General features: G+C 74.2%; 9 protein-coding genes and 1 pseudogene. 5 read left to right on the plus strand and 5 right to left on the minus strand.

Annotated elements, in window-relative coordinates; translation table 11 throughout:
* Window positions 1–23: 23 nt before the first annotated feature.
* The 4 genes from E4N63_RS02630 to E4N63_RS02645 form a co-directional block, all read right to left on the minus strand.
* A complete protein-coding gene (locus tag E4N63_RS02630; protein WP_230239786.1) occupies window positions 24–4,652 on the minus strand; it encodes a non-ribosomal peptide synthetase in 4,629 nt (1,542 codons plus the stop codon).
* On the minus strand, window positions 4,649–12,493 hold the full coding sequence (locus E4N63_RS02635) for a non-ribosomal peptide synthetase (protein ID WP_230239787.1): 7,845 nt from the start codon (window positions 12,491–12,493) through the stop codon (window positions 4,649–4,651). The genes E4N63_RS02630 and E4N63_RS02635 overlap by 4 nt, the downstream gene beginning before the upstream one ends.
* Window positions 12,494–12,584: 91 nt before the next feature.
* Complete coding sequence (locus E4N63_RS02640; protein WP_230239788.1) at window positions 12,585–14,546, minus strand: ABC transporter ATP-binding protein; 1,962 nt, start codon at window positions 14,544–14,546, stop codon at window positions 12,585–12,587.
* Window positions 14,547–15,206: 660 nt separating this feature from the next.
* Complete coding sequence (locus E4N63_RS02645; protein ID WP_228430353.1) at window positions 15,207–16,202, minus strand: ParB N-terminal domain-containing protein; 996 nt, start codon at window positions 16,200–16,202, stop codon at window positions 15,207–15,209.
* Between the two features lie 1,517 nt (window positions 16,203–17,719).
* Here E4N63_RS02645 and E4N63_RS02650 point away from each other — a divergent pair.
* The 5 genes and pseudogenes from E4N63_RS02650 to E4N63_RS02670 all read left to right on the plus strand — a co-directional run.
* Window positions 17,720–20,566, plus strand: a complete 2,847-nt coding sequence (locus E4N63_RS02650; RefSeq protein ID WP_230239789.1) for an AAA family ATPase — start codon at window positions 17,720–17,722, stop codon at window positions 20,564–20,566.
* Window positions 20,567–21,141: 575 nt separating this feature from the next.
* Window positions 21,142–21,795 (plus strand): response regulator transcription factor, encoded by a 654-nt coding sequence (locus E4N63_RS02655; protein WP_125623171.1) that lies wholly within the window; start codon window positions 21,142–21,144, stop codon window positions 21,793–21,795.
* 7 nt (window positions 21,796–21,802) lie between these two features.
* Window positions 21,803–23,143 carry a HAMP domain-containing sensor histidine kinase gene (locus tag E4N63_RS02660; protein WP_230239790.1) on the plus strand — a complete coding sequence of 447 codons (1,341 nt, stop codon included), beginning with the start codon at window positions 21,803–21,805 and terminating at the stop codon, window positions 23,141–23,143.
* 89 nt (window positions 23,144–23,232) lie between these two features.
* A complete protein-coding gene (locus tag E4N63_RS02665) occupies window positions 23,233–23,727 on the plus strand; it encodes an Lrp/AsnC family transcriptional regulator (RefSeq protein ID WP_125623169.1) in 495 nt (164 codons plus the stop codon).
* A 119-nt stretch (window positions 23,728–23,846) separates the two neighbouring features.
* A pseudogene (locus E4N63_RS02670) lies at window positions 23,847–24,068 on the plus strand (helix-turn-helix domain-containing protein); the annotation flags it as partial.
* 116 nt (window positions 24,069–24,184) lie between these two features.
* On the opposite strand, the gene E4N63_RS02675 reads toward E4N63_RS02670, so the two are convergent.
* Window positions 24,185–24,607 carry a secondary thiamine-phosphate synthase enzyme YjbQ gene (locus E4N63_RS02675; protein ID WP_019706154.1) on the minus strand — a complete coding sequence of 141 codons (423 nt, stop codon included), beginning with the start codon at window positions 24,605–24,607 and terminating at the stop codon, window positions 24,185–24,187.
* Window positions 24,608–24,629: the final 22 nt, after the last annotated feature.

Raw genomic sequence — 24,629 nt, forward strand, 5'->3', positions numbered from 1 at the left:
CAGAGCGGCTTGCTGCGAGCGGGTTACGAAAGGTCGTCGGCGAACCCGGCCTCGAGTTCGTCCACCTCGTCCTGGGCCAGGTCGAGAAGGGGGAAGTCGGAGGCGGTGTGCCCGCCCGCGGCCGGGTCGGCGGTGTGCGCGGCCAGACCGGCGAGCATGTCCAGCCAGAGCCGGCCCAGCCGGTCGGCCGAGGCGTCGTCCAGCAGCGCGACGGGCCGGCTCAGGGTGAGGGTCAGCTCCGGCCCGGCGGGAGTGTCCCGGACGACGGCGCCCGCCTCGACGGCGTGCAGGACGGGCATGTCCGGGTCCACGGAACCGCCGAGGGCCGCGTCACCGGCGGGCTGCCAGGCGGCCGTCCCGCCGGTCCCGGTGCCGGCGAACCGGCCGAGGTAGTTGAAGCCGATCTGCGGGCGGGGCAGGGCGGCCAGGACGGGCCCGGTGCCGGGGTTGAGGTGGCGCAGCAGCCCGTGGCCGAGTCCGTCGCCCGGTACGGTCCGCGCCTGCTCCTTGACCGTCTTCAGCAGCTCACCCGCCGCCGGGCCGCCCGCCGGCACCTCGGCCGTCCGTACCCCGGACAGCTCCAGCCGGACGGGGTGCACGCCGGTGAACCAGCCCACCGTGCGGGCGGGATCGGCGTCTCCGACCGGTTCGCGGCCGTGCCCCTCGATGTCGATGAGCAGCCCCGGGGCGTTGCCGCCCCGCCAGTGCGCGACCGCTCCGGCCAGGGCGGCCAGCAGCACCTCGTGCACCCCGCAGTGGAACACCGCCGGTGTCCTGTTCACCAGGGTCCGCGCCGGTCCCGCGGGCACCGTCCAGGAGCTGCGGCGCACGGTCGCGGCGGTGTCCCGCGCCGGGTCCAGCGGGCCGTGCCCCAGCGGGACCTCGGGCTCACCGAGAAGTGCGACCCACTCCTCCAGTTCGGCGGTCCGCTCCTTCCGTACCGCCTGCTCGGCCAGCAGGCGGGCCCACCGCCGGAACGAGGTCGGCACCGGATCGAGTTCCGGCTTCCGCCCGGCCGCGACCGCCTCGTACGCGGCTTCCAGGTCGGGCAGCAGGATGCGCCAGGAGACGCCGTCGACCGCGAGGTGGTGCGCCGCCAGCGCGAGCCGGCCCGGGCGGTCCGGTCCGGCGTCCACCCACACCACCCGGAACAGCACGCCCGCCGAGGGGTCCAGTCCCTCCGCGGCCTCCCGCGCGGCGCGGCCCGCGATGCCGTCCAGGTCGCCGTCCGCCGCCCCGGTGGCGTCCACCCGGCCGATCCGTTCGGCCGCGTCCACCGAGCCGCGTTCCCCGACGACCAGGCGCGGCCCCGCCTCGCCCGGCACGACAGCGGCGCGGAGCATGTCGTGGGTGTCGGCGACCGCGTTCAGGGCGCTCACCAGAACGTCCTGTTCGAGGTCCCCCGGTGCTCCGACGGTCATCCACTGCGTCAGCTTCGGCCGGACGGCGTGCTCGCCCAGCTCGCGCATCACCGGTGTCCAGGGCACCTCACCGGCGCCGGTGTCCGGCGCGGAGGCTTCCCGGGCCGCGCTGTGGGCGACGGCGGCCAGGCCGGCGGGGGTCTCGTGCTCGAAGACGTCCTGGGCCTTGAAGAGCAGGTCCGCGCGGCGGGCGCGGGCGGCCAGCTGCATCGACATGATCGAGTCGCCGCCGAGCGAGAAGAAACTGTCCTCGACGCCGACCCGCTCCACACCCAGCACCTCGGCGAACAGCCGGCACAGCGTCTCCTCCGCCACCGTCCGCGGCTCACGGCCGGAGACCCGTTCGGTGAAGTCCGGGGCGGGCAGGGCCGCTCGGTCGACTTTGCCGTTACGGGTCACGGGCAGCGCCTCCAGGACGAGGACGGCGGCCGGGACCATGTACTCCGGCAGCACCGCGGCGGCATGCTCGCGCACAGCCTGCGGGTCCACGCCCTCGGGCCCCTCGGGCACCGCGTAGCCGACCAGGCGGCGCTCACCCGGACGGTCTTCCCGGGCCACCACCACGGCCTGCGCGACGCCCGGGTACGCGGCCAGTACGGCCTCCACCTCGCCGGGTTCGATCCGGTAACCGCGTAGCTTGACCTGCGTATCGGCGCGGCCGGCGAAGAGGAGTTCCCCGTCCCGGGTCCAGCGGACCAGGTCGCCGGTGCGGTACATCCGCTCACCGGGGACGAACGGACAGGCCACGAACCGCTCCGCCGTCGGGCCCGGCCCCTCCCAGTAGCCACGCGCCAACCCCGCACCGGCTACGTACAGTTCACCGGTCACACCCGGCGGCACCGGCTGCAGGAAGGCGTCCAGCACGAACACCCGCCGCCCCGGCAGCGGACGGCCGATCGGCAACACCTCCCCCAGCACATCCCCGGGACCCAGCTCGTGCCAGGTCGCGCAGAGCGTGGTCTCCGTCGGCCCGTACAGATGCCGCACCGAAACCTCCGGGCACGCCTCCCGCACCCGCGCCACCGAGGCAACCGGCACCACGTCACCGCCCGTCAGCACCTGACGCAGCCCCCGGAAACACTCCGGGGACTCCTCCGCCAGCACCCGGAACGAACCAGCCGTCACATGCAACGCGGTCACACCGCCGGCTATGTGCTCACGCACCTGCTGGGCGTCCACCACGCCGGGCTCCGCCACGACCACACGGCCTCCGGCGGCGAGCGGCACCCACACTTCGAACAGCGACACGTCGAACGCGTGCGGCGCGTGCATCAGCACCGCGTCACCCCGCCCGACCGACCACTCCCGCTCACCGACCAGCACCGCCACACCACCATGCGGCACCGCCACCCCCTTCGGCACCCCCGTCGAACCCGACGTATACATCACATACGCCACATCCCCGGCACCCACCGGGACGGACAACGGCACCTCCACGGCAGCGAGTTCGGACACCACAGCCGCGTCGTCCAGCACCAGCACCCGCACGGCCGCGTCCTCCGGAACCGCACCCCGCGTGGCCTCCGAGCACAGCACCACCACCGGAGCCGCATCCTCCAGCACGAACGCCACCCGCTCCACCGGAGAACCCGCATCCACCGGCACATACGCCGCACCGGCCCTCCACACCCCGAGCAACGCCACCAGCAGATCCGCAGACCGCTCCATCACCACCGCAACACGCTCACCACGCCCCACACCCAGCGAAGAGAGAAACCTCGCCAGACGCCCCGCCGCCGCACCCAACTCGTGGTACGACAGCGACCGTTCACCATCCACCACCGCCACCGCACCCGGCGCCTCCCGCACCCGCCCCGCGACCAGCTCCGGCACCGACAGCCCCGGCGGCTCACCCGCCGTCGCACTCCAGCCCTCCAGCACCAGCCCGCGTGCGTCCGCGGGCAGCATGTCCAGCCGTGCCACCGGCACCGACGGGTCCGCGGCCATCTGCTCCAGGATCCGCACAAGCCATCCGCCCACTGCCTCGCCGATCTCCTCACCGACGAGGTCCGGCCGGTAGGTCACGTCCACGCGGAAGCGCTCACCGGGCAGGACGCCGACCGTCAGCGGGTAGTGGGTGGCCTGGCGGGCTTCTGCCACGGTGAGCGTGAGGGTCTCGGCCGTGGCGGACTCCGCGGCGGGCGGGCGCGGGTAGTTCTCGTAGACCATGAGCGTGTCGAAGACGGCGCCGGGACCGGCGAGGCCCTGGATCTCCGCGAGCCCGAGGTGCTGGTGAGGCATGAGCGCGGACTGGTGCTCCTGCGCCCGGGTGAGGAGTTCCAGCAGGGACCGGGAGCCGTCGAGCCGGACCCGGACGGGCAGGGTGTTGATGAACAGCCCGATCATCGATTCGACGCGCGGCAGTTCCGGGGGCCGCCCGGCGACGGTGGCGCCGAACACCACGTCGGTCCGGCCGGTGAGCCGTGCGAGCACCAGGGCCCAGGCCCCCTGGAGCACGGTGTTCACCGTCAGCCCGTGCCGGCGGGCCAGGTCCCCGATGGCACCGGCCGTCTTCTCCGGGATCCGGAACGCGTTTCTTCTGGGGGGCGCCCCGACCCGGGCCGTGTTCCCCGGCCCGGCGACCAGCGTCGGCTCGTCGGCCCCGGCCAGTTCCGTCCGCCAGGCGTCCCGGGCCGTCTCCTTGTCCTGCCGGCCGAGCCACGCCAGGTATTCGCGGTACGAGGCCGGGTGCGCCGGCCGGGCCGCCTGGTCACCGGCCGCGTAGACGGCGGTGAGCTCGTTGAGCAGCAGAGGCATGGACCAGCCGTCCATCAGCAGGTGGTGGCTGGTCATCACCAGGCGGTGCCGGTCCTCGCCGAGCCGGACGAGGAGCAGCCGCAGCAGCGGTGCCACCGCCGGGTCGATCCGGCGGTCACGCTCGCTCCCGGCCAGCCGCCGGACCCGGGTCTCCGCGTCGGCGGCGGTCAGGTCCGACAGGTCGGTCTCGTGCCAGGGCAGGGTCACCTCCCGGGGGATGATCTGCACCGCCTCGCCGGTCCTGCGCCGGTGGAAGCTCGCGCGGAGCGCGGCGTGCCGGGCCACCACCGTCTCCCAGGCGGCGCGGAAGCGGCGGGCGTCCAGGGGTCCGCCGATGGCCAGGACCGTCTGCACGGTGTAGACGTCGGGCCCCTGGGCGTCGAAGTCGGCGTGGAACAGCAGCCCTTCCTGCAGGGGCGAGAGGGGCCAGACCTCCGCGAGTGCGGACCCTTTGGCCGCGGCCGGTGAGTTCACAGCGACAGACCTCCTTCGAGCTGGGCTGCTATCGCTTCGAATTGCTCGACCTCGTCCTGCGCGAGGTCGAGGAGCGGGAAGTCGGAGGGGGTGTGTCCGCCCGCTCCGGGGTCGACGGCGTGAGCGGCCAGCCCGGCGAGCATGTCCAGCCAGAGCCGTCCCAGCCGGTCGGCCGACGCGTCGTCCAGCACGGCTGCGGGCCGGCTGAGCGTGATGACGAGTTCGGGGCCGTCGGCGGTGTCCCGGACGGCCGCTCCGGCTTCGAGGGCGTGCACCGCCGGCATGCCGGGGTCGGCGGAGCCGCCGATCGCCGTCTCGCCGGCCATCTGCCACGGTTTCACCGCGTCGGACCGTGTGCCGGCCGGGAAGCGGCCCAGGTAGTTGAAGCCGATCCGGGGGCTCGGCAGTCCGGCCAGCACCGGGCCGGTGGCGGGGTTGAGGTGGCGCAGCAGCCCGTAGCCGAGCCCGTCCCCGGGCACCGCGCGCGCCTGCTCCTTGACCGCCTTCAGCAGCGCGCCGGCCGCCGGGCCGCCGGCCGCCACTTCGGACGGGTCGGTGCCGGAGGTGTCCAGCCGCACGGGGTGGACGCCGGTGAACCAGCCCACGGTGCGCAGCACGTCGGTGCCGTCGAGCGGCTCGCGCCCGTGGCCCTCGACGTCGACGAGCAGCGCGGTGCCGCTGTCCTGCCGCCAGTGGGCGACGGCGGCGGCGAGGGCGGCGAGCAGGATGTCGTGCACACCGCAGTGGAAGACCGCCGGGGCGCGGCTCACCAGAGTCCGCGCCTGCCGCGGGGGCACCACCCGGGTCCGGCGGCGCACCGTCGCGGCGGTGTCCCGTACGGGGTCCGGCGCACCGATGCCGCGGGGCGGCCGGACGCCGTCGAGGAGGGCGGTCCAGGACGCCAGTTCGGCGGTCCGGGTCGGTTGGGCGGCCTGGGCGGCGAGCAGGCCGGCCCATCGCCGGAAGGAGGTGGCGACGGGTTCGAGTCCCGGTTTCCGGCCGGCCTCGGCCGCCTCGTACGCGGCCCGCAGGTCGGGGGCGAGGATGCGCCAGGACACTCCGTCCACGGAGAGGTGGTGCGCCACCAGCACGAGCCGCCCGGTCCGCTCCGGTCCGGCGTCCACCCACACCACCCGGAACACCGCGCCGGCGCCCGGGTCCAGGCGCGCCACCGCGTCGCGCGCCACTCGTCCGGCGAGCGCGTCCAGGCCGGAGGCCGCGGTCCCGGCGGCGTCCACGCGCGTGACCAGGCCCGCGGCGTCGGCCGATCCGGGTGCGCCGGTCAGCAGGCGCGGCCCGTCCTCGCCCGGGAGCACGCGGAGGCGCAGCATGGCGTGGGTGTCGAGGACCGCGGCCACGGCGGCCACCAGGGCATCCTGCCGCAGCCCGGCCGGGGACCCGAGCACCACCCACTGGGCGAACGCGCCGCCGGTCACCCGCTCACCGAGCTGCCGCATGACGGGGGTCCACTCCACCTCGCCGACGCCGTGGTCCGGGCCGGCCCCGGCACGGTCGCCGAACCGGGCGATCGCCGCGAGTCCCGCGGGGGTCTCGTGCTCGAACACGTCCTGGGAGGTGAAGACCACGTCCTCGCGCCGGGCGCGGCTCACCAGCTGCATCGAGGTGATCGAGTCCCCGCCGAGCCGGAAGAAGTTGTCGTCGGGTCCGACCCGTTCGGCTCCCAGCACCTCGGCGAACAGGGCGCACAGGATCTTCTCGGCGTGGCTTTCCGGTGCCCGTCCGGAGGCGTTCCCGGTGAGGTCCGGGGCGGGCAGGGCCTTCGTATCGATCTTTCCGTGCCCGGTGACCGGCAGCGCGTCCAGGGTCACCACGGCCGCGGGCACCATGTACTCCGGGAGCGTCCCGCCGAGGTGCTCGCGCAGGGACTGCCCGTCCACCGCACCCCCGTACGGGACCGCGTAGCCGACCAGGCGGCGCTCGCCCGGACGGTCCTCGCGGGCCACGACCACGGCCCGTTCGACGGCCGGGTGAGCGGAGAGGGCCGCCTCGATCTCGCCGAGTTCCACGCGGAAGCCGCGGACCTTCACCTGGGCGTCGGCGCGGCCCGCGTAGACGAGCCGGCCGTCGGCGGTCCAGTGCGCGAGGTCACCGGTGCGGTACATCCGCTCCCCGGGGACGAACGGGCAGGCCACGAACCGCTCGGCCGTCAGTCGCGCCCGCCCCAGGTAGCCGCGGGCCAGGCCCGCGCCCGCGAGGTACAACTCGCCCGCCGTGCCCGGCGGTACGGGCTGCAGGAAGCCGTCGAGCACATAGGCCCGGGTGTTGCCGACGGGGCGGCCGATCGGCGGCGTGCCGGGGCCGTCCGGGGTCCGGTGCAGGGTGGAGGTGACGGTCGCCTCGGTGACCCCGTACTCGTTGTACATCTCCCGGCCGGCCGACCAGCGCCGGCGCACGTCCTCGGGCGCGGGTTCGCCGCCGAGGACCAGCGTGCGCAGGTCGGGCAGGTCCTCCGGGGGGAGCTGTGCCAGCAGGGTCGGGGTCATCGCGACGCGGGTGATCCGCCGGTCGCGCATCAGCCGGACCAGTTCCTCACCGGTCGCGTGGAGCCGTCCCGGCGGGGCCAGCACCAGCCGCCCGCCCGCGCACAGCACCGGCCAGATGTCGGCCATCGAGACGTCGAAGCCGGGCGAGAGCAGTTGCAGCACCCGGCTGCCGGTGCCGAGGGCGTACCGCTCGATGTGGACGGCCACGAGGTTGGCCAGTCCGCGGTGGGAGGTGACCACGCCCTTGGGGGTTCCGGTCGACCCGGAGGTGTGGATCACATAGGCCGCGTTCGCCGGGCTCAGCCGTGGCGGGCGCCAGGCGCCCGGGCCGTCACCGCCGGTACGCCCGGCCGCCGCGCGGGCGGCGCCGGCCTCGCCGAGGACCACGATGCGGCCGGGGAACGCCTCCGGCACCAGGGCGCGGGTGGGCCGGGTGCACAGCAGCACCGGCGGGGCGACATCGTCCAGCATCAGGCGCAGCCGGGCCGGGGGGTGGCCCGGGTCCATGGGCACGTAGACGCCGCCCGCCAGGGAGATCGCCAGCAGGGCCGTGACGAGTTCCGCCGAACGGTCCGCGATGACGCCGACCCGGGTCTCCGGGCCCACGCCCGCGCCGGCCAGGTGGCGCGCCAGGCGCCCGGCCTCCGCCGAGAGTTCGCGGTAGGTCAGGGAGCGGCGGCCGTCCTCGACCGCCACCGCGCCGGGCACGGCCGCGGCCGCACGGGCGAACAGTTCCGGTGCCGGCACGTCCGGTTCCGCCGTGGCCGGGGGGTTCCACGCGTCCAGGACGAGGGCGCGCTCTGCCGTGTCCAGGACGCCGACCCGGCCCACCGGGGACGCCGGGTCCGCCGTCATCCGTTCCAGCACCCGCGTCAGCCAGGAGACCAGTTCCCGGGCACGGCCCCGACCGACCACGTCCGGGCGGTGGACGAGGTGGCCGCGCAGCCGCTCGTCGGGCACCACGATCAGCGCCAGCGGGAAGTGGCCCATGTCCGTGGGCTCCCCGACGGGACGGATGGCCGGGGAGGCGGTGTCCCGCGCCGTCCGGGGCAGGTTCTCGTACACGACGAGCGTGTCGAAGACGGCGCCGGGGCCGGCGAGCCGGCGGATCTCCCGGAGCCCGGTGAACTGCCGGCCCATCTGCGCCACCTGCCGGTCCCGGAGGCCGGCCAGCAGCTCCGCGACGGGCTGCTCCGGCACCAGTCCGACCCTCACCGGCAGGGTGTTGATGAAGGGGCCGACCGCCGACTCGACCCCGGGCAGGTCCGCGGGACGGCCGGCCACCGTGGTGCCGAACACCACGTCGGTGCGCCCCACCAGGCGTGCCAGCACCAGGGCCCAGGCGGCCTGCATGACGGTGTTCACGGTCACCCCGTGGGTGCGGGCCAGCTCCGTCACGCCGCGTGTGAGCTCCTCGGTGAACTCGAAGGACACCGGCTCCGGCAGCACCGGTGTGCTCACCCGGTCCTCGGGTGCCACCAGGGTCGGCTCCGCCGTGTCCGCGAGCTCCGCCCGCCAGGCCTCCCGTGCCGCGTCCCGGTCCTGCCCTTCCAGCCAGGCCAGGTACTCCCGGTACGAGGCCGGCGCCGGCAGCGCCCGCCCGTCGCCGCCGGCCGCGTACACCTCGGCCAGCTCGGTGAAGAGGACGGACATGGACCAGCCGTCGATGAGCGTGTGGTGGGCGGTGATGATCTGGCGGTACCGGTCCGCGCCGAGACGGACCAGCAGGAGCCGCAGCAGCGGGGCGGCCGCGAGGTCGAAACGTTCCGCCCGCTCGGCGCGGGCGAGCCGAGCGAGTTCCTCCCGGGCGGCGTCCTCCGGGAGGTGCGACAGGTCGGCCTCCCGCCAGGGCAGCGCCACGTCCCGGGCGATGACCTGCACGGTCTCTCCGGACTCGCGCCGGTGGAAACCGGCGCGCAGCACCTCGTGCCGGTCCAGCAGCGTCTGCCAGGACGCCCGGAGCCGGTCCGTGTCCAGCGGCCCGTCCAGCGCCAGCATGCGCCGGCTGGTGTACACGTCCGGGCCCCGGTCGTGGGAGGTGGCGTGGAAGAGCATGCCCTCCTGCAGCGGTGACAGCGGCCAGACGTCCACCAGGCCGGGCGCCCTGGCCCGCAGGTCGTCGAGTTCGCCGGGGCGCAGGGACGCCAGGAGGGAGCCGGCGCCCGCACGGTGGCCGCCGGCGGGCCCGGACTCCACGGGGAGCGACCCGGCGGCGGCCACCGCCGCCAGGCCGGCGGGGGTCTCGTGCTCGAAGACGTCCTGCGGCGTGAAGAGCAGGTCGGCGCGGCGGGCGCGGGCGGCGAGCTGCATCGCCATGATCGAGTCCCCGCCCAGGGAGAAGAAGCTGTCCTCGGCGCCGACCCGCTCCAGGCCCAGCACTTCGGCGAAGAGCCGGCACAGCGTCTCCTCGGCGGCGGTCCGGGGCGCACGGCCGGAGACCCGCTCGGCGAAGTCCGGGGCGGGCAGCGCCCTGCGGTCCACCTTGCCGTTGGCGGTGACCGGGAGCGCGTCCAGGACGAGGACGGCGGCCGGGACCATGTACTCCGGCAGCACACCGGCGGCATGCTCGCGCACGGCCCGCGGGTCGGGGGCTCCGGTCCCGTCCGAGGCGCCGGTTCCCTCCGCGACGACGTAGCCGACCAGGCGGCGCTCACCCGGACGGTCCTCCCGGGCCACCACCACCGCCTGCGCGACGGCCGGGTGGGTGGCCAGGGCCGCCTCCACCTCGCCCGGCTCCACCCGGAACCCGCGCAGCTTGACCTGGCCGTCCGCGCGGCCCACGAAGAGGAGCTCGCCGGTGCCGGTCCAGCGGACCAGGTCACCGGTGCGGTACATCCGCTCGCCGGGGAGGAACGGGCAGGCGAGGAACCGCTCGGCCGTCGGGCCCGGCCGGTCCCAGTAGCCCCGGGCGAGGCCGGGCCCGGCGACGTACAACTCCCCCACCGCACCGGGCGGTACGGGCTGGAGGAAGGCGTCGAGCACGAAGGCGCGCCGGCCGGGCAGCGGACGGCCGATCGGCAGCACCTCCCCCAGCACGTCACCGGGATCCAGCTCGTGCCAGGTCGCGCAGAGCGTGGTCTCCGTGGGCCCGTACAGATGCCGCACCGAAACCTCCGGGCACGCCTCCCGCACCCGCGCCACCGCCTCCGGCGGCACGACGTCACCGCCGGTCAGCACCTGGCGCAGCCCCCGGAAGCACTCCGGCGCCTCGGCCGCGAGGACGCGGAACGAACCGGCGGTCAGGTGCACCGCCGTCAGCCCGTCACCGGCGACGCCCTCCCGCAGCCGTGCGGCATCGACCGCGCCCGGTTCGGCGACCACCACCCGCGCACCCGCGGCCAGGGGCACCCACACCTCGAACAGCGATACGTCGAAGGCATGCGGGGCGTGCATCAGCACCGCGTCACCCGGCCCGACCGACCACTCCCGCTCACCGACCAGCGCCGCCACACTGCCGTGCGGCACCGCCACACCCTTCGGCACCCCCGTCGAACCCGACGTATACATCACATACGCCACATCCCCGGCACCCACCGGGACGGACAACGGCACCTCCACGGCAGCGAGTTCGGACACCACAGCCGCGTCGTCCAGCACCAGCACCCGCACGGCCGCGTCCTCCGGAACCGCACCCCGCGTCGCCTCCGAGCACAGCACCACCACCGGAGCGGCGTCCTCCAGCACGAACGCCACCCGCTCCACCGGAGAACCCGCATCCACCGGCACATACGCCGCACCGGCCCTCCACACCCCGAGCAACGCCACCAGCAGATCCGCAGACCGCTCCATCACCACCGCAACACGCTCACCACGCCCCACACCCAGCGAGGAGAGATACGCCGCGAGGCGCCCCGCCGCCCCGTCCAACTCGCCGTAGGACAAGGACCGTTCGCCATCGACAACGGCCACCGCGTCCGGCGCCGTCCGCGCCCGCGCCGCGACCAGCTCCGGCACCGACAGCCCCGGCGGCTCACCCGCCGTCGCACTCCAGCCCCCGACGATCCGCCCGTGTCCGGCCGCGTCCAGCACACCGATCCGGCCCACCGGTACCGACGGGTCCGCGACCACCCGCTCCATGAACGAGAGAAGGGACCGGTGGCCCGCACGCGCCCAGTCCTCGTCGTAGTGCGCCGCGTTGGCCTCCAGGGCGACCGCCATGCCCCGGTCGTCCGACCAGCCGCTGACCACTACGCCCACTTCCTCGACGCGCCGGCTCGACAGGTCGCGGACGATCCCCCGGCACTCCCCGAAACGCAGGTTGGCACCGAGGGGCAGGATGTTCACGGAGGGTCCGAAGTGCCACCGGCCCCCACTCGGCCAGTCGAGCTCCTGGCGCAGCCGCTCACCCCGGAAGCGCTGGTGCCCGAGGAGCCCGGTGGCCTCCCGCTCCGCCTCCCGCGCCAGTTCGGCCGGGTTCGCCGAGGGGCCGGCGGGCAGCCGGAACGGCAGCATGTTCGCCATCGTGCAGGGGGTCCGCCGCGCCTGGGCGCTCGTGCGTCCGGCGACGGGGATGCTGAGCACGGCTTCGTCCGCACCGGTCATCCGGCTGGTGAAGGCCGCCACCGCGGCGACGAGGAACCGGGGCCAGCTCACCTTCGCGCCGGCCGCGGCCGCGTGCAGGGCCGCCACCACGGGGGGCGGCAGATGGCCCGTGGCACGGACGACGCCGCCGGGGGCGGCGGCCGGCCGGTGGCCGGGAACGGCCGCCGGATCCGGGCGGTCGGCGAAGCGGTCGTGCCAGTACCGCCGGTCGCGTGCGCACTGCTCGGACGCACGGTAGGCGGATTCCTGGGCCAGCAGTTCGCCGAGCGGGGCGTATCCGGGTGCCCGTAAGGGCGCTCCGCGCAGCATCGCCGTGTAGAGGTCGGCGACGCGCCGCCCCATCAGGGAGCAGGCGAAGCCGTCCATCAGCAGATGGTTGTAGCGCTGGTACCAGACATGGCGGTCGGCCGCGAGTGTGAACAGCGCATGAGCGAAGAGTCCGCCCTCGGTGGGATCGTTCACCCGGCCCAGCTCGCCGCGCATCCATGTCCCGGCGGCCTGCCACGGATTCTTTTCCCCGCTGAGGTCGACGACCGGCATGTTCCATTCCGGCGGGGGGCCGATCCACTGGGAAACCCGGCCCGCGGAATCCTCCACGAAACGTACCCGCAGAATGTCGGTTTCCTCGACGGCCCGGCGCAACGCGAGTTCGAAGACCCGGGTGTCCACGGGGCCGAGGATTTCGATGTGCTGCCCGATGTGATAGAGCCCTCGTGAGCTCTCTATCCGCTGTGCCAGCCAGATTCCCTCCTGGCATTCGGACAGGGGCAGGGTGGAATTCTCCTGGCCGTTCATCATTCCCCCTTCAGCGGGTGCCCGCTGCTTTTCGTCGGTCTTCGCCGGTCGTCGGCGCCTTCCGGCCGGCCCCGCGGTCGGCCGGAAGGCGCTAGTGCTCTTCGGAATGGCGGCGGACGACGAGGTCGCCGCCGGCCCCCGGCGGCACGGTTCCGCCCAGGGCGAGGGAGCCTCCGACGACCGGCTGACGGGCCGTGAGGTCGCCGTCCCCGGGAACCGGTGCGGGAACCAGCGCCTCGCGGGCGTGTCCCCCGCCGTCGGGGCCGGTGCCGTTGGTGCCCGGCCGGTTGAACTGCGTGTGGTAGAGCTCGGCGTAGAGCCCGCCCTCCGCCAGCAGTTCCTCGTGCGTCCCGCTCTCGCGCACCCGGCCCCCGTCGATGACGAGGATCTGGTCGGCCTCGCGGATGGTGGACAGCCGGTGGGCGATGACCAGCGAGGTCCGGTTGCGCAGCGCGGTGGTCAGCGCCCGCTGGATGGCCGCCTCGGACTCGGAGTCCAGGTGCGCGGTGGCCTCGTCGAGCACCACGACGGAGGGGGCCTTCAGCAGCAGTCTGGCCAGGGCGAGCCGCTGCTTCTCCCCGCCCGAGAGCCGGTATCCGCGGTCGCCGACCACGGTGTCGAGGCCGCTCGGGAGCGAGGCGACGAGATCGCCGATCCGCGCGGACCGGCAGGCGTCGAGCAGTTCCCGCTCGGTGGCCTCGGGCCGGGCGTAGAGGAGGTTCGCCCGGATCGTGTCGTGGTAGAAGTGGGCGTCCTGGCTGACCACGCCCACAACGTCGCGCAGTGAGTCGAGGGTGACGTCGCGCAGGTCGTGGCCGTCGATGCGGACGGTGCCCGAGGTGGGGTCGTAGAGCCGGGACACCAGGTGGGTGGTGGTCGTCTTGCCGCCGCCCGACGGGCCGACGAGGGCCGTGAGCTTGCCGGCCGGCGCCCGGAAGCTGAGGTCGTGGAGGACTTCCGCCGTCTCCTTCTCCCGCTCGGCCGGGGAGAGCGCGCTGGACTCCAGGGAGACCAGGGAGACGTCGCCGGCGCGCGGATACCGGAACGACACCCCCTCGAACTCGATCTCCGGCGCGGGCCCGCCGTCCGGCGCGGGCAGGGCCACGGCGTCCGGGCTCTCCTCGATGAGCGGCCTGAGGTCGAGGATCTCGAAGAGCCGGTCGAAACTGACCATCGCGGTCAGCGCGTTGGACTGCATGGCGGAGAGCTGGGTGATCGGCCCGTAGAGCCGGCCGAGCAGAGCGGCCAGCGCCACCAGCGTGCCGATTTGGAAGACGTCGTTCAGGACCAGGCTGCCGCCGACGCCGTAGACGAGCGCGGTGGTGAGCGAGGCGAGCAGCGCCATGAAGATGAACGACAGCCGGCTGTAGACCGTCCAGACCACCCCTACCTCGCGCACGGTGCGCGCCCGGGTCTCGAAAGCGTCCGCCTCCTCGCGCGGGCGGCCGTAGAGCTTGGCGAGCATGGCGCCGCCCGCGTTGAAGCGTTCGCTGATGATGCCGCCCAGCTCGCCGTTGGCCTGCATCTGCTCGCGGGAGTAGCGCTGGAGGCGCCGTCCGACGTAGATGCCCGGGATGACGAACAGCGGCAGCATGCCCACGGCGATCAGGCTGATGAGCCAGGACAGATAGAACATCTCGGCGAGTACGAGGACCACGGTCAGCACGCTGGTCGCCGAGGTCAGCAGGGTGCTGAGAGCCTGCTGCGCCAGCATGACGTCGCCGTTCAGCCGGCTGGCGAGCAGACCGATCTGGGTCCGGGTGAAGAACGCCATCGGCTGCCGCTGGACGTGTTTGAACGTCTCGACCCGCAGATCGTGGCTGACGCCCTGTCCGATGCGCCCGGAGATGTAGCTCTGCCCGAGCTGCGCAAAGGCGTCGACGACGGCGAGTCCGGCGACGACGAGGGCGATGGTCGTGACCACGGCCATGTCGTCCCTGAGGATGCCGTCATCGATGATCTTCTTCAGCAGCAGCGGTGTGGACACGATGATGAGGGAATCCACCGCGGTGACGGCCAGCAGCAGGAACAGCGCACTCCGGTGCGGCCTCATATAAGCCAGCGCCCTGCGCACGGTCCCCGGTCGGAGCGTCTGTTTCTGCGCCGCGGCGGAATGCGGCCCCCCGACAGTGGGGCCACCAGGACCTTGGGTTATCAACACGCGACGGAAACCTCCTGCGTCGGCTCTTCTGCTCTCTTGGCTGCCATGTCACGGAATGGTCCGCGGGCCTGCGGTCCGCGGTGACGGTGGGCCGGAACGGGGCCGGTAACAACACAGCGATCAATTGCTTCCATCGGTCCCCCCGCACGAAGGACCATACCGTTCTGCATTTACCGCCGGCCAGGTATGCCGGACGGGCTGGAAGAACAAGACGGAACGAACAGGGCCGTACCACGCCGGCGAAAAGAGGAACGGGTGGGACCGGCCGGACCGAAGAGTGAGAACGGCCGTGCATTCCCCCCGGATTATCGGTCCGGGGGGCCGGATGCCGCACGTCGCGCTTTTCCGTGGGACGGAGGGAATTCCGCGGGCGCAGCCACCGGAAAACGGTGCTGTGAGATGGACGGCGCCGCGCTGAGGGACTTTCTCAGAGCCCCGGAAGTGGTGCAAGTCCCGCCCGCTGGACGGGCGGAGCGGGCGGGCGGAGCGCCCGCCCGGATGCCCGCCGCCGCTGTCCAACCGGGCAGATTTCTCACTCGGACACCCGGACGGCTATGCCGTCTCGGCGACCTTGCGCTCGACCCGCTGGGCGAACTCCGCCCACATCTCGGCGCATTCGCCCGCCAGCCGGGCCACGACGCCACCGCAGTGCGGCGGAACCTTTTCGATGATCGCGTCCCATTCCTCGGGACTCATCATGTGGACGGTGAGCAGCCGGAGCAAGGTGCGCCCGGTCTCGCTGAACCGCAGCGCGGGGTCCGCCCTGAGCCGGTCCAGGACCGCCGCGCGGTCCTGGACCGGGTTCCGGCAGGCCACCGCGGCGGGGCGGAGTCCGCCCCGGCCCGCGGCCGGGACCTCCGTGCCGCTCGCCCGCTTCCCGTTCCCGCGCCGCGGCCCCGGCAGCGGATCCTCGCCGCGCATCATCCGGTTCCGTACGTCGCGGACCGTCTCCGGGGAGATGGACGCGGCCCGCGCGACCTGACGGAGCGACAGGCTCGGGTCCTGGGCGATGAGCCGGCTGGCCAGCCTGCGGCCCTCGGTCCCGTTGACCGGGCGGACCCGGCCGTCCTGCCCGATACGGCTCACCTCGCCGACCCGGCCCTCGGGCCGGCGCCTGCGGATCTCCGCGACCGTTCCGGGGGCGATGCCGGTGACCGAGGCGATCATCCGGTCCGACCACTGCGGATGCGAGGCGATGATGCGCCCGGCCGCGCGCTTCCGGTCCGCCGTCGTCAGCGGCAGACCGTGGGTGACGTTGGATTCCACGGCGAGGACGAAGGCATCGGCCTCGTCCCCCTCGAAGAACCTTGCCGCGATCTTGCGTTGCCCCCGGAGTTCGGCGGCTCGTACCCGGTGCAGCCCGTCGATGACCCGCATCGTCGAGCGGTGCACGGTGATGGGCGGCAGCGGGGTCCGCACCTCCGCCAGCGTTTCCACGTGCTCCGGATCCGCTCCGGAGGTCCGCGGCGAGCCGGCCGTCGACAGCGAGCTGATCTCGACTTCGACGACCATCAGTTGGTCGATCTGCGCGTGCCCGGTCAGTGCCAACCCAACTCCCCCTCGTGTTGCGATCTCACTCGTCGCGCGGGTACGCCGGCCCCCGGGCCGCACACCGCATCGCGGGGGCCTCCCTCCGGCCGGCGGGGCGGCGTCGCCGCCCGCCGTTCCGGAGCCGGACGGCGTCCCTGCCTCCCGGCGGAGCCCGGCTTCCGCGTTGCCGCACCGCGTGGCCCGGCCGTGGCCGGAACCGGCAGGTCCCGGTACGGAGTTCGCCGGTCAGCGGTACACCGCCCGCGGGACGGGATCCCGCCCGTCCGCTCCCCCGGCCACCGGGCGGCACCGGCCGGTCCTGCGGCCGCCACGGATTCCGCTTCCGTACCGCCACCGCGGCGGGCGCCGCGTCCGTCCTCCGTCGCCGGCCGTCCGCCGGGACCGGGAACGCGGTGCGCGCTCCGGCGACCGGACCGCTGGTTCTCCGGCGGTACCGGGTGTGCGGAAATGCTTTCCCCACACCACCGATCACGGTGTCCGCGAAGCCGGTCCCCCTGTCCCGCGGCGGAATTCCTCCCGCCGGTGTCCATCCCCCATTCCTTTCCCCTCAGCTCGTTTCCGTTCCCGTGAAGCGGAACGTTTTCCCCGAGCGGAGCACGCTCACCCTAACAACGCCCTTTCCGGCCTGGTACCCCTCATCCACGGAGCCCACGGAGGGCCGGGCACCCCTACCGACCCCTACCGGTCCCCGCCCCGGCACCCCAGCCGGCGCGCCGCTCCACCGGGAAAGCGCCGCTCCGGCCCGGGAAATGTCCCCGGGGCACGCGCCCCGGCGCGCTCCGCCCGGGCCCCGCGACGGCCGCCGGCCGGCACAGCGGTATCGACCGGCGGACCGGAAGGGCATGTCCCCCTTTCCGCACGAGCGGATTCCCGCCGGAGCGGACCACACCGCCGCGCCGCGTATTCGGCGCCGCCCGCACACAGCCCCGGGGAGGAGGAGCGGGGCGGAATTCGGAATTCCTCCCCGTGTTCTCACACTCCCGTACGCGCTCACTCCGGAGGGCGCAGGGGCCGGCGCTCGCGGGGACCCGGAGGAACGGGAATCGCGCCACGGCCGGAGCGGGCGGCGGCCGGGCGGGCGGCGGCGGGAGCGCCTGCGTGACGGCCACCGCGCAGCGGTGACCCCGGGGGTTCCGGAGATTCCGGTTACGGTCCTCCCGGGCGTGCCGGGCGCGGGTCCGGCGACCGCGGGTCCGGAGCCGGAGAGCGGGCACGGCAGCGCCGGCCGGCCCGCCACTCCGCCGCCCGTCCGGATATCGAGCAGTGCATCGCTTTCGGCGGTCGATTGGCCTCCGTCTCGCAATAAGAACAGGCCCCGGCCGATACGGTACGCGCAATTCCGATCACGCTTGACGTCTTTATAACGGCCATGCCGCACCATTGGGCAAATATCCTGGTGAACGATTTTTTGATATGGCAGAATCATCACGCAGGTGGCCGGTACGGGCCGAAAGAGGAACCGGCTCGCCATCTGGACACTCCAAGAATCAGCCGTGCGGGGGAGAAGTCGGCTCATGGACTTGGTGGATCGCGGTGCGGAATTATCGATCATGGAGAACATGCTCGGCTCCTGTGTGGCCGGGCACGGCGGAGTGCTGCTGGTCAGCGGCGCGGTGGTCACCGGGAAGACCGCGCTCCTGCGCGCCTTCGGCGAGCGGGCGACCGCCGCCGGTGCACTCTTTCTGCAGGCCACGGCGTCGGAGGTGGAGCGCGACCTGCCCTTGGGGGTGATGGGACAGCTGCTGCTCGGCGCCGATCTGCCGGCCCCCGGTGCCCAGCGGGCGGCACGGCTGCTGGACCTGGTCACGGTGACCGCGCCGGCGCGGCCGGCCGGAGGCGGACTGCCCGCCGTGGTGCGGAACGCGATTCCCCAGCTCTGCGGAATCCTGTTGGAAAAATCAAGGGAAAGGCCGGTGGTGATCGGAATCGACGATGTACACCACGCCGACACCTATTCACTGGAATGTGTTCAGTACCTGGCCCGCCGGCTGGACGCCGCGCGCATTCTGGTGCTCCTGGGGGAGAACAGCGGTTACCCCACCGGGAACAGGCGTCTGCACGTCGAATTACTGCGCCTGCCGGGGTGCCGGAATATCCGGCTCGGCCCGCTCCGGCGGAGGGGAGTCGCCGAAATGGTCTCCGCCTACGGCCGGTCCGGGTGGCGGTCGTGCCCGCCCGTCCCGGACCTCCACCGGCTCGGCGGAGGCAACCCCCTGCTGACCCGGGCGCTGCTGGAGGACCACCGTGCCTCGGCCGCGGGGACCGCGGGCAGGTCCGTCCCCCCGGTGCCCGGAGACTCCTTCGAACAGGCCGTCACCACCTGCCTGTACCGCAGCGACGTATCGGCCCGGCGGACCGCCTGGGCTCTGGCGGTGCTCGGGCCGCAGGCCTCGCGGACCGAACTGGTGGCGGAAGTGCTCGGCGTCAGCCGCGAAGCGGCCCGGCGCGGGCTGAGTGCGCTGACCGAGACCGGACTGCTGAGTACCGGATGGTTCCGCCACGAGGCGGGCCGGGCGGCGACGCTGAAGAGCATGGAACCCGCCCACCGCGCCCGGCTGGAGGCCCGCGCCGCCCAGGTGCTCCACGAGCACGGCGAGGCGGCGACCGCGGTGGTCCGCCACCTGATCCTCGCGGAGCCCGTCGACGCGCCCTGGGCACTGCCCACCCTCCTGGAGGCGGCCGAACGGGCCCTGGACGGCGACGAGGTGGACCTGGCCCTCGCGTGCCTCCGCGTTGCCCGCGACACCTGCGCCGACGGGCAGCGGTCCCCGGCCATCCGGGCCGCGATGACCCGGGCCGGATGGCGGGTCAACCCGGCCACCGCCGCCCAGCACCTGCCCGAGCTCACCACCGCCGCGCTCGAGGGCCGCCTCGGTCCCCGGCACACCGAGGAACTCGTCGGGCACCTGCTCTGGTTCGGTCACGTGGACCGGGCCCTGGACGTCCTCGGCGCCGTGGAGCGGAGCCGCGCCCCCGGCCGTACCGAGGGCGGCGGCCGGTACGGGCCCGACGACATCCGGCGCTGGATGGTGCACGGTTTCCCGGGGTTCACCGCCCCGGTCCGGGTACGGCCCGGCCGTGCGGGGCCCCGGGATCCCGTCCCGGCGCGCACCACCCGTCAGCGGGCCGCGAACCTGATGAGGGCGGTGCTGGACGGGGCGGGTGAGGACGCGGTGGCCGGGGCCGAGCAGATCCTGCAGGGCACCCGGCTGGACGACCACACCGTCACGGCGCTCGTCGTCGCCCTGAACGCCCTCGTGCTCACCGACCGCCTGGACAGGGCGTCCTTCTGGTGCGAGGCCCTGGCCCGTGAAGCGGCCGCCCGCCGCGCCCCCATGTGGCAGGCGCTGCTGGCCTCCGTCCGGGCGCGGATCGACCTCAGGCTGGGACGGCTGGCCGCCGCGGCGGAGTCGGCCCGTTCGGCGCTCGCCCTGGTCCCCCCGGAGGGATGGGGAGTGGCCGTCGCCGGCCCGGTGGCCACCGTCGTCCACGCCGAGACCGCCATGGGCCGGCTCGACGAGGCGGCCGGCCCGCTCGGCGTCCCGGTGCCGGACCCGGCGTTCCACACGCCCGACGGCCTGCTCCATCTCCGGGCGCGCGGCTTCCACCACCTCGCCGCCGGGCGCCCGTACGCCGCGCTCGACGACTTCGTCCGGTGCGGCTACCTCATGGCCCGCTGGGGGTTCGACCTGCCCGCGCTGGTGCCGTGGCGCACGGATGCCGCCCAGGGCCATCTGGCGCTGGGTGACGCCGCCACGGCCCGGGCCCTGGCGGAGGAACAGCTGGCCATGGTGGGCCCCGGGCGCGCCTGGACCCGCGGGGTGTCCCTGCGGGTGCTCGCCGGGACGCTCGACCCGCTGCACCGGATGCCGCTCCTGGAGGAGGCCGCGGAGATCCTGCGCGAGCGCGGTCACCGGCTGGAACTGGCCCGGGTGAAGGACGATCTGGCCCGCGCCCACCGCGAACTGGGGGAGCGCGGCCGGGCCCGGTCGCTGGCACGCCGGGCACAGCAGCTCGCGCGGGAGTGCGGCGTCCCCGCCCCGCGGGTGGCCGCGGCGGCCGGCGCCCTTCCGGCCGGACGGCCGGAGCCGTCCGGTGCCCCCCGGCGGGGGCACGTCGAGCTCAGCGACGCGGAGCTGCGGGTGGCGACGCTCGCCGCCCGCGGGCACACCAACCGGCAGATCGCCGACAAGCTGTTCATCACGGTCAGCACCGTCGAGCAGCATCTGACCCGGGCGTACCGCAAGCTCGCCGTCCAGCGCCGGGCGGATCTGGCGGGGAAGCTCACCCCGGGCGGGGCGCCGGACGGAGCCGGGGGACCCTGCGGCGGCAGCACCTGCGACCAGCTGAACGCGGTCTAGCCGGTGCGGCTGATGCGGGGCGCCCGGGCCACCGCGCCCGCGCGCCCCGGCCGCGCCGCCGGAGACCAGGGCCACCAGCACCGCCAACGCCACGGCCACCGCCACGAGAACGGGGAGCAGGGAGCCCGCGGTCATGCCGTGGACCGTTCCGTGCGCCCCACGGGCACACCGCCCGGCGCGACCGGCGCCGCGCGCCGGCCGCTCTCCCCGCCCTTCCCCTGCCGGCTCTGCCCCTGGGTATCCACGGCCTCCAACTCCTCGTCGCGGAACCGGGTGTGGTGGTGCGTTGCGGATCCTGTCTACGAGGTGGGCGGTCACACCGCGGTCCGAAAGTCTGTGACCGGGAAATGGCCTCGGACCCCGCACGGGGTCTCGCCGCCGGCGGTAGGCTGCCGTCCGGGGCCGCGAGGACGGGCAGCCCGCAGGCCGCCGCCGCCCGGAGCGACGGGTGGCCGGGGACCCGCCACCGGATGCTGTGACCGGTGTGTGACCTGCGATCGGGCAGTCTGCTCCATCATGATCGGTTTCCGGCGGCCCCGCCCTTCGGCCGTGACGCGTCGTACGGGGGGTGGGCGATGAGAGTGCTGGTGGTCGAGGACCACACCGAACTCGCACAGTCAGTGGCCCGGGTCCTCCGCCGGGAGGGGATGGCGGTCGACGTCGTCCACGACGGCTCGGACGCGCTGGAGCGCACGATGGTGGTCGACTACGACGTCGTCGTGCTCGACCGGGACCTGCCGGGTGTGCACGGGGACGAGGTGTGCGGCAAGCTGGCGGCCCAGCCGGCGCAGGCCCGGGTGCTGATGCTGACCGCGTCCGGCACGATCGCCGACCGGGTGGAGGGCCTCAGCATCGGCGCGGACGACTACCTCCCCAAGCCCTTCGCCTACGCCGAGCTGGTGGCCCGCATCCGTGCCCTCGCCCGGCGCTCGCAGCCCGCGCTGCCCCCGGTCCTGGTCCACGGCGATCTGCGGCTCGACCCCGCGCAGCGGATCGCCACCCGCGCCGGGGAGCGCCTCGCACTGACCCCGAAGGAGTTCGCGGTGCTCGAGTACCTCCTCGCCGCGCAGGGCCGGGTGGTGTCGGCCGAGGAACTGCTGGAGCGGGTCTGGGACGAGGCGACCGATCCGTTCACCACCACGGTCAAGGCGACGATCAACCGCCTGCGTCCGAAGCTCGGCAATCCACCCGTGATCGAGACCGTTCCCCGGGGCGGCTACCGGATCTGAGGAGCCCATGCGACGTCCTCCGCGCTTCCCCCCGTCCCTCACCTCAGCCGTCCGCCGCCTGCTGCCCCGCCGGGTCCGCGTCCGCCTCACCCTGCTGTACGGGGTGTTGTTCGTGGCCTCCGGCGTGGTCCTGCTCACGATCACGTATCTGCTGGTCAGTCACTCCCCCGCCAAGTACGTCCTCGCCCGGACGGGTACCGGCACCCTGCCGGTACCGGGCGGTGAGGGCGGTCTGACCCTGGGCCGCCCGGACGGCGGTTCCTCCGGCCTGCTCGACGCCGTCACCCGCGAGCTGCGGGACCAGGCGCTGCGCCAGCACCAGGCGGAGATGCACCATCTGCTGGTGCAGTCGGGGATAGCGCTGGCGATCACGGCCGTGATCTCGATACTGCTCGGCTGGCTGGTCGCGGGGCGGGTGCTGCGGCCGCTGCGGACGATGACCGGCACCATCCAGCGGATCTCCGCCCGCAATCTGCACGCGCGGCTGGGCGTCACCGGGCCCGCCGACGAGCTGAAGGATCTCGCCGACACGGTCGACGGGCTGCTCGGCCGCCTGGAGACGGCACTGGACTCGCACAAGCGCTTCGTCGCCAACGCGGCGCACGAGCTGCGCACTCCGCTCACCCTGGAGCACGCGCTGCTGGAGGAGGCCCTCATCGACCGGGAAGCGACCGTGGAGTCGTTCCGGTCGAACTTCGAACGGCTGCTGGAGATCAGCAAACAGCAGGCGCGCCTGCTGGAGTCACTGCTCACCCTGTCCGGCAGCGAACACGGCCTGGAGCACCGCGAGCCACTGGACCTCTCGGTCCTCGCCGGGCAGGTCGCGGACACCTCCCGGCCGGAGGCCGAGCGGCGGGGGCTGCGGGTGCGGACGGCGCTCGAACCGGCGCCCGCCACGGGTGACTCGGCCCTCGTCCTGCGGCTGGTGGCCAACCTCGTCGAGAACGCCATGGGCTACAACGTGCCCGGCGGGCTGGTCGAGATCACGACCGGCACCGCGACCGGACGCTCCCTGGTCTCGGTCGCCAACACCGGGCCCGAGGTACCGCCGGAGCAGGTGCAGCGGCTGTTCGAGCCGTTCCAGCGGCTCGGCCGGACGGCCGACGACGGCCACCACGGTCTCGGCCTGTCCATCGTCCGGGCCATCGCCATCGCCCACGATGCCGGATTCGCCGCCCGGGCCCGGCCCGGCGGCGGTCTCGTCGTGCAGGTCGCGTTCCCCCTGCGGGCGGACGGGTTGGGCCGGGTCGGCACCCGGCGTCCGGCTCTCGCGGCGGCACAGGGCGGCAGGCTCCCGGCCGGACCGCCGTGGCCCGGAGGGCGGGCCGACCCGGCGCGGCCCCGCTGAGTGCCCGCCGCTGACGGTCCGTGCCCCCGCCCGCGGCAGGCGGGTACAGTCGGCGGGCTCCGTCACCGACCGGAAGGGATCCGCGGCCCATGGCTTCGCCGAAGGCCCCCGACGCGCTCGACGCCCGCATCCTGGAACTGCTGCTGGAGCAGCCGCGGACGAGTGTGCGGGAGTACGCCCGGATCCTCGGGGTGGCCCGCGGAACGCTGCAGGCCCGGCTGGACCGGCTGGAGCGGGACGGGGTGATCCACGACGAGGGGCCCCGGCTGTCGTTCGCCGCCCTCGGCCATCCCGTGCTGGCCTTCGTCCACATCGAGGTCACCCAGGGGCATCTGGTGGACGTCGGCGACGCCCTGGCGGAGATCCCGGAGATCATCGAGGCGTTCTCGGTCACCGGTGGCGGAGACCTGCTGACCCGTGTCGTCGCCCGCGACAACGGCCACCTGGAGGACGTCATCCAGCGGCTGATCCGGCTCCCGGGCGTGGTGCGGACCCGCACGGACGTCGCGCTGCGCGAGCGGGTGCCGTACCGGGCGCGGCCGCTGGTGGAGTCGCTGCGCCGGGCCGCGGACCGCGCCGGCTGAGCCTGCCGTCCACCCTGCGGCCCCGGCTGCGCCGTGCGGCCGGACAGGGGGACACCGGTAGCAGAGCCGGGGGTCGGCCTCGTCCGGGCGCCCCGGGGTGCCGCCTTGCGAAGCGAGACGGACCGCACGCCCGCCGTCTCGCCGAGACCCCGCCGGCCCGGCTGGAAACACGAGGGGGCGCCACGGAGGTGGCCGCCCGGCTCGGAGTCCACCCGCGGACCGTGCGCTACCGGCTGAAACAGCTCCGTGAGTTGTGGGGCGAGGACCTGGACGACCCGGACCGCCGCCTCGAACTGGAGCTGGTGCTTCGTGCCCGGCGGCTGCGAGGAGATCTCGTCCCACCGCCCGACCGGCCCCCGGGGCGACGCCGACGGACCGTCCGGCGCGTCGCGCCCGGCGGCGTCGGGGCGCCGCAGCGTGAGGCGGAGGAACGGCCGGCCGCCCGGGGCGCTCTTGGTCAGCCCAGGAAACTCAGCCTGACCTGACGCTCCGGATTGTCCCTGTTGGTGTCGACCAGGCAGACCGACTGCCAGGTGCCCAGCTCCAGCCGTCCGCCGACCACCGGCAGCGTGGCGTGCGGCGGCACGAGGGCGGGGAGGACGTGGTCGCGGCCGTGCCCCGGGCTGCCGTGCCGGTGCCGCCACCGGTCGTCGGCGGGCAGCAGGTCGTGCAGTGTGGCGAGCAGGTCGTCGTCGCTGCCCGCGCCGGTTTCGAGGATCGCGATCCCGGCGGTGGCGTGCGGCACGAAGATGTTGAGCAGACCGTCGCGCCCCGAGGCCGACGTGCGCAGGAATTCCACGCAGGCCCCCGTCAGGTCGTGGACCGTCTCCGCGGAGCCGGTGGCGATGTCGATCGTGCGGGTGTGAAAGGCATCGGACATGCCCCCATCCTGGCCGACCGGG

It is taken from the genome of Streptomyces sp. MNU89 (assembly GCF_020982505.1).
Lineage (GTDB): Bacteria > Actinomycetota > Actinomycetes > Streptomycetales > Streptomycetaceae > Streptomyces > Streptomyces xinghaiensis.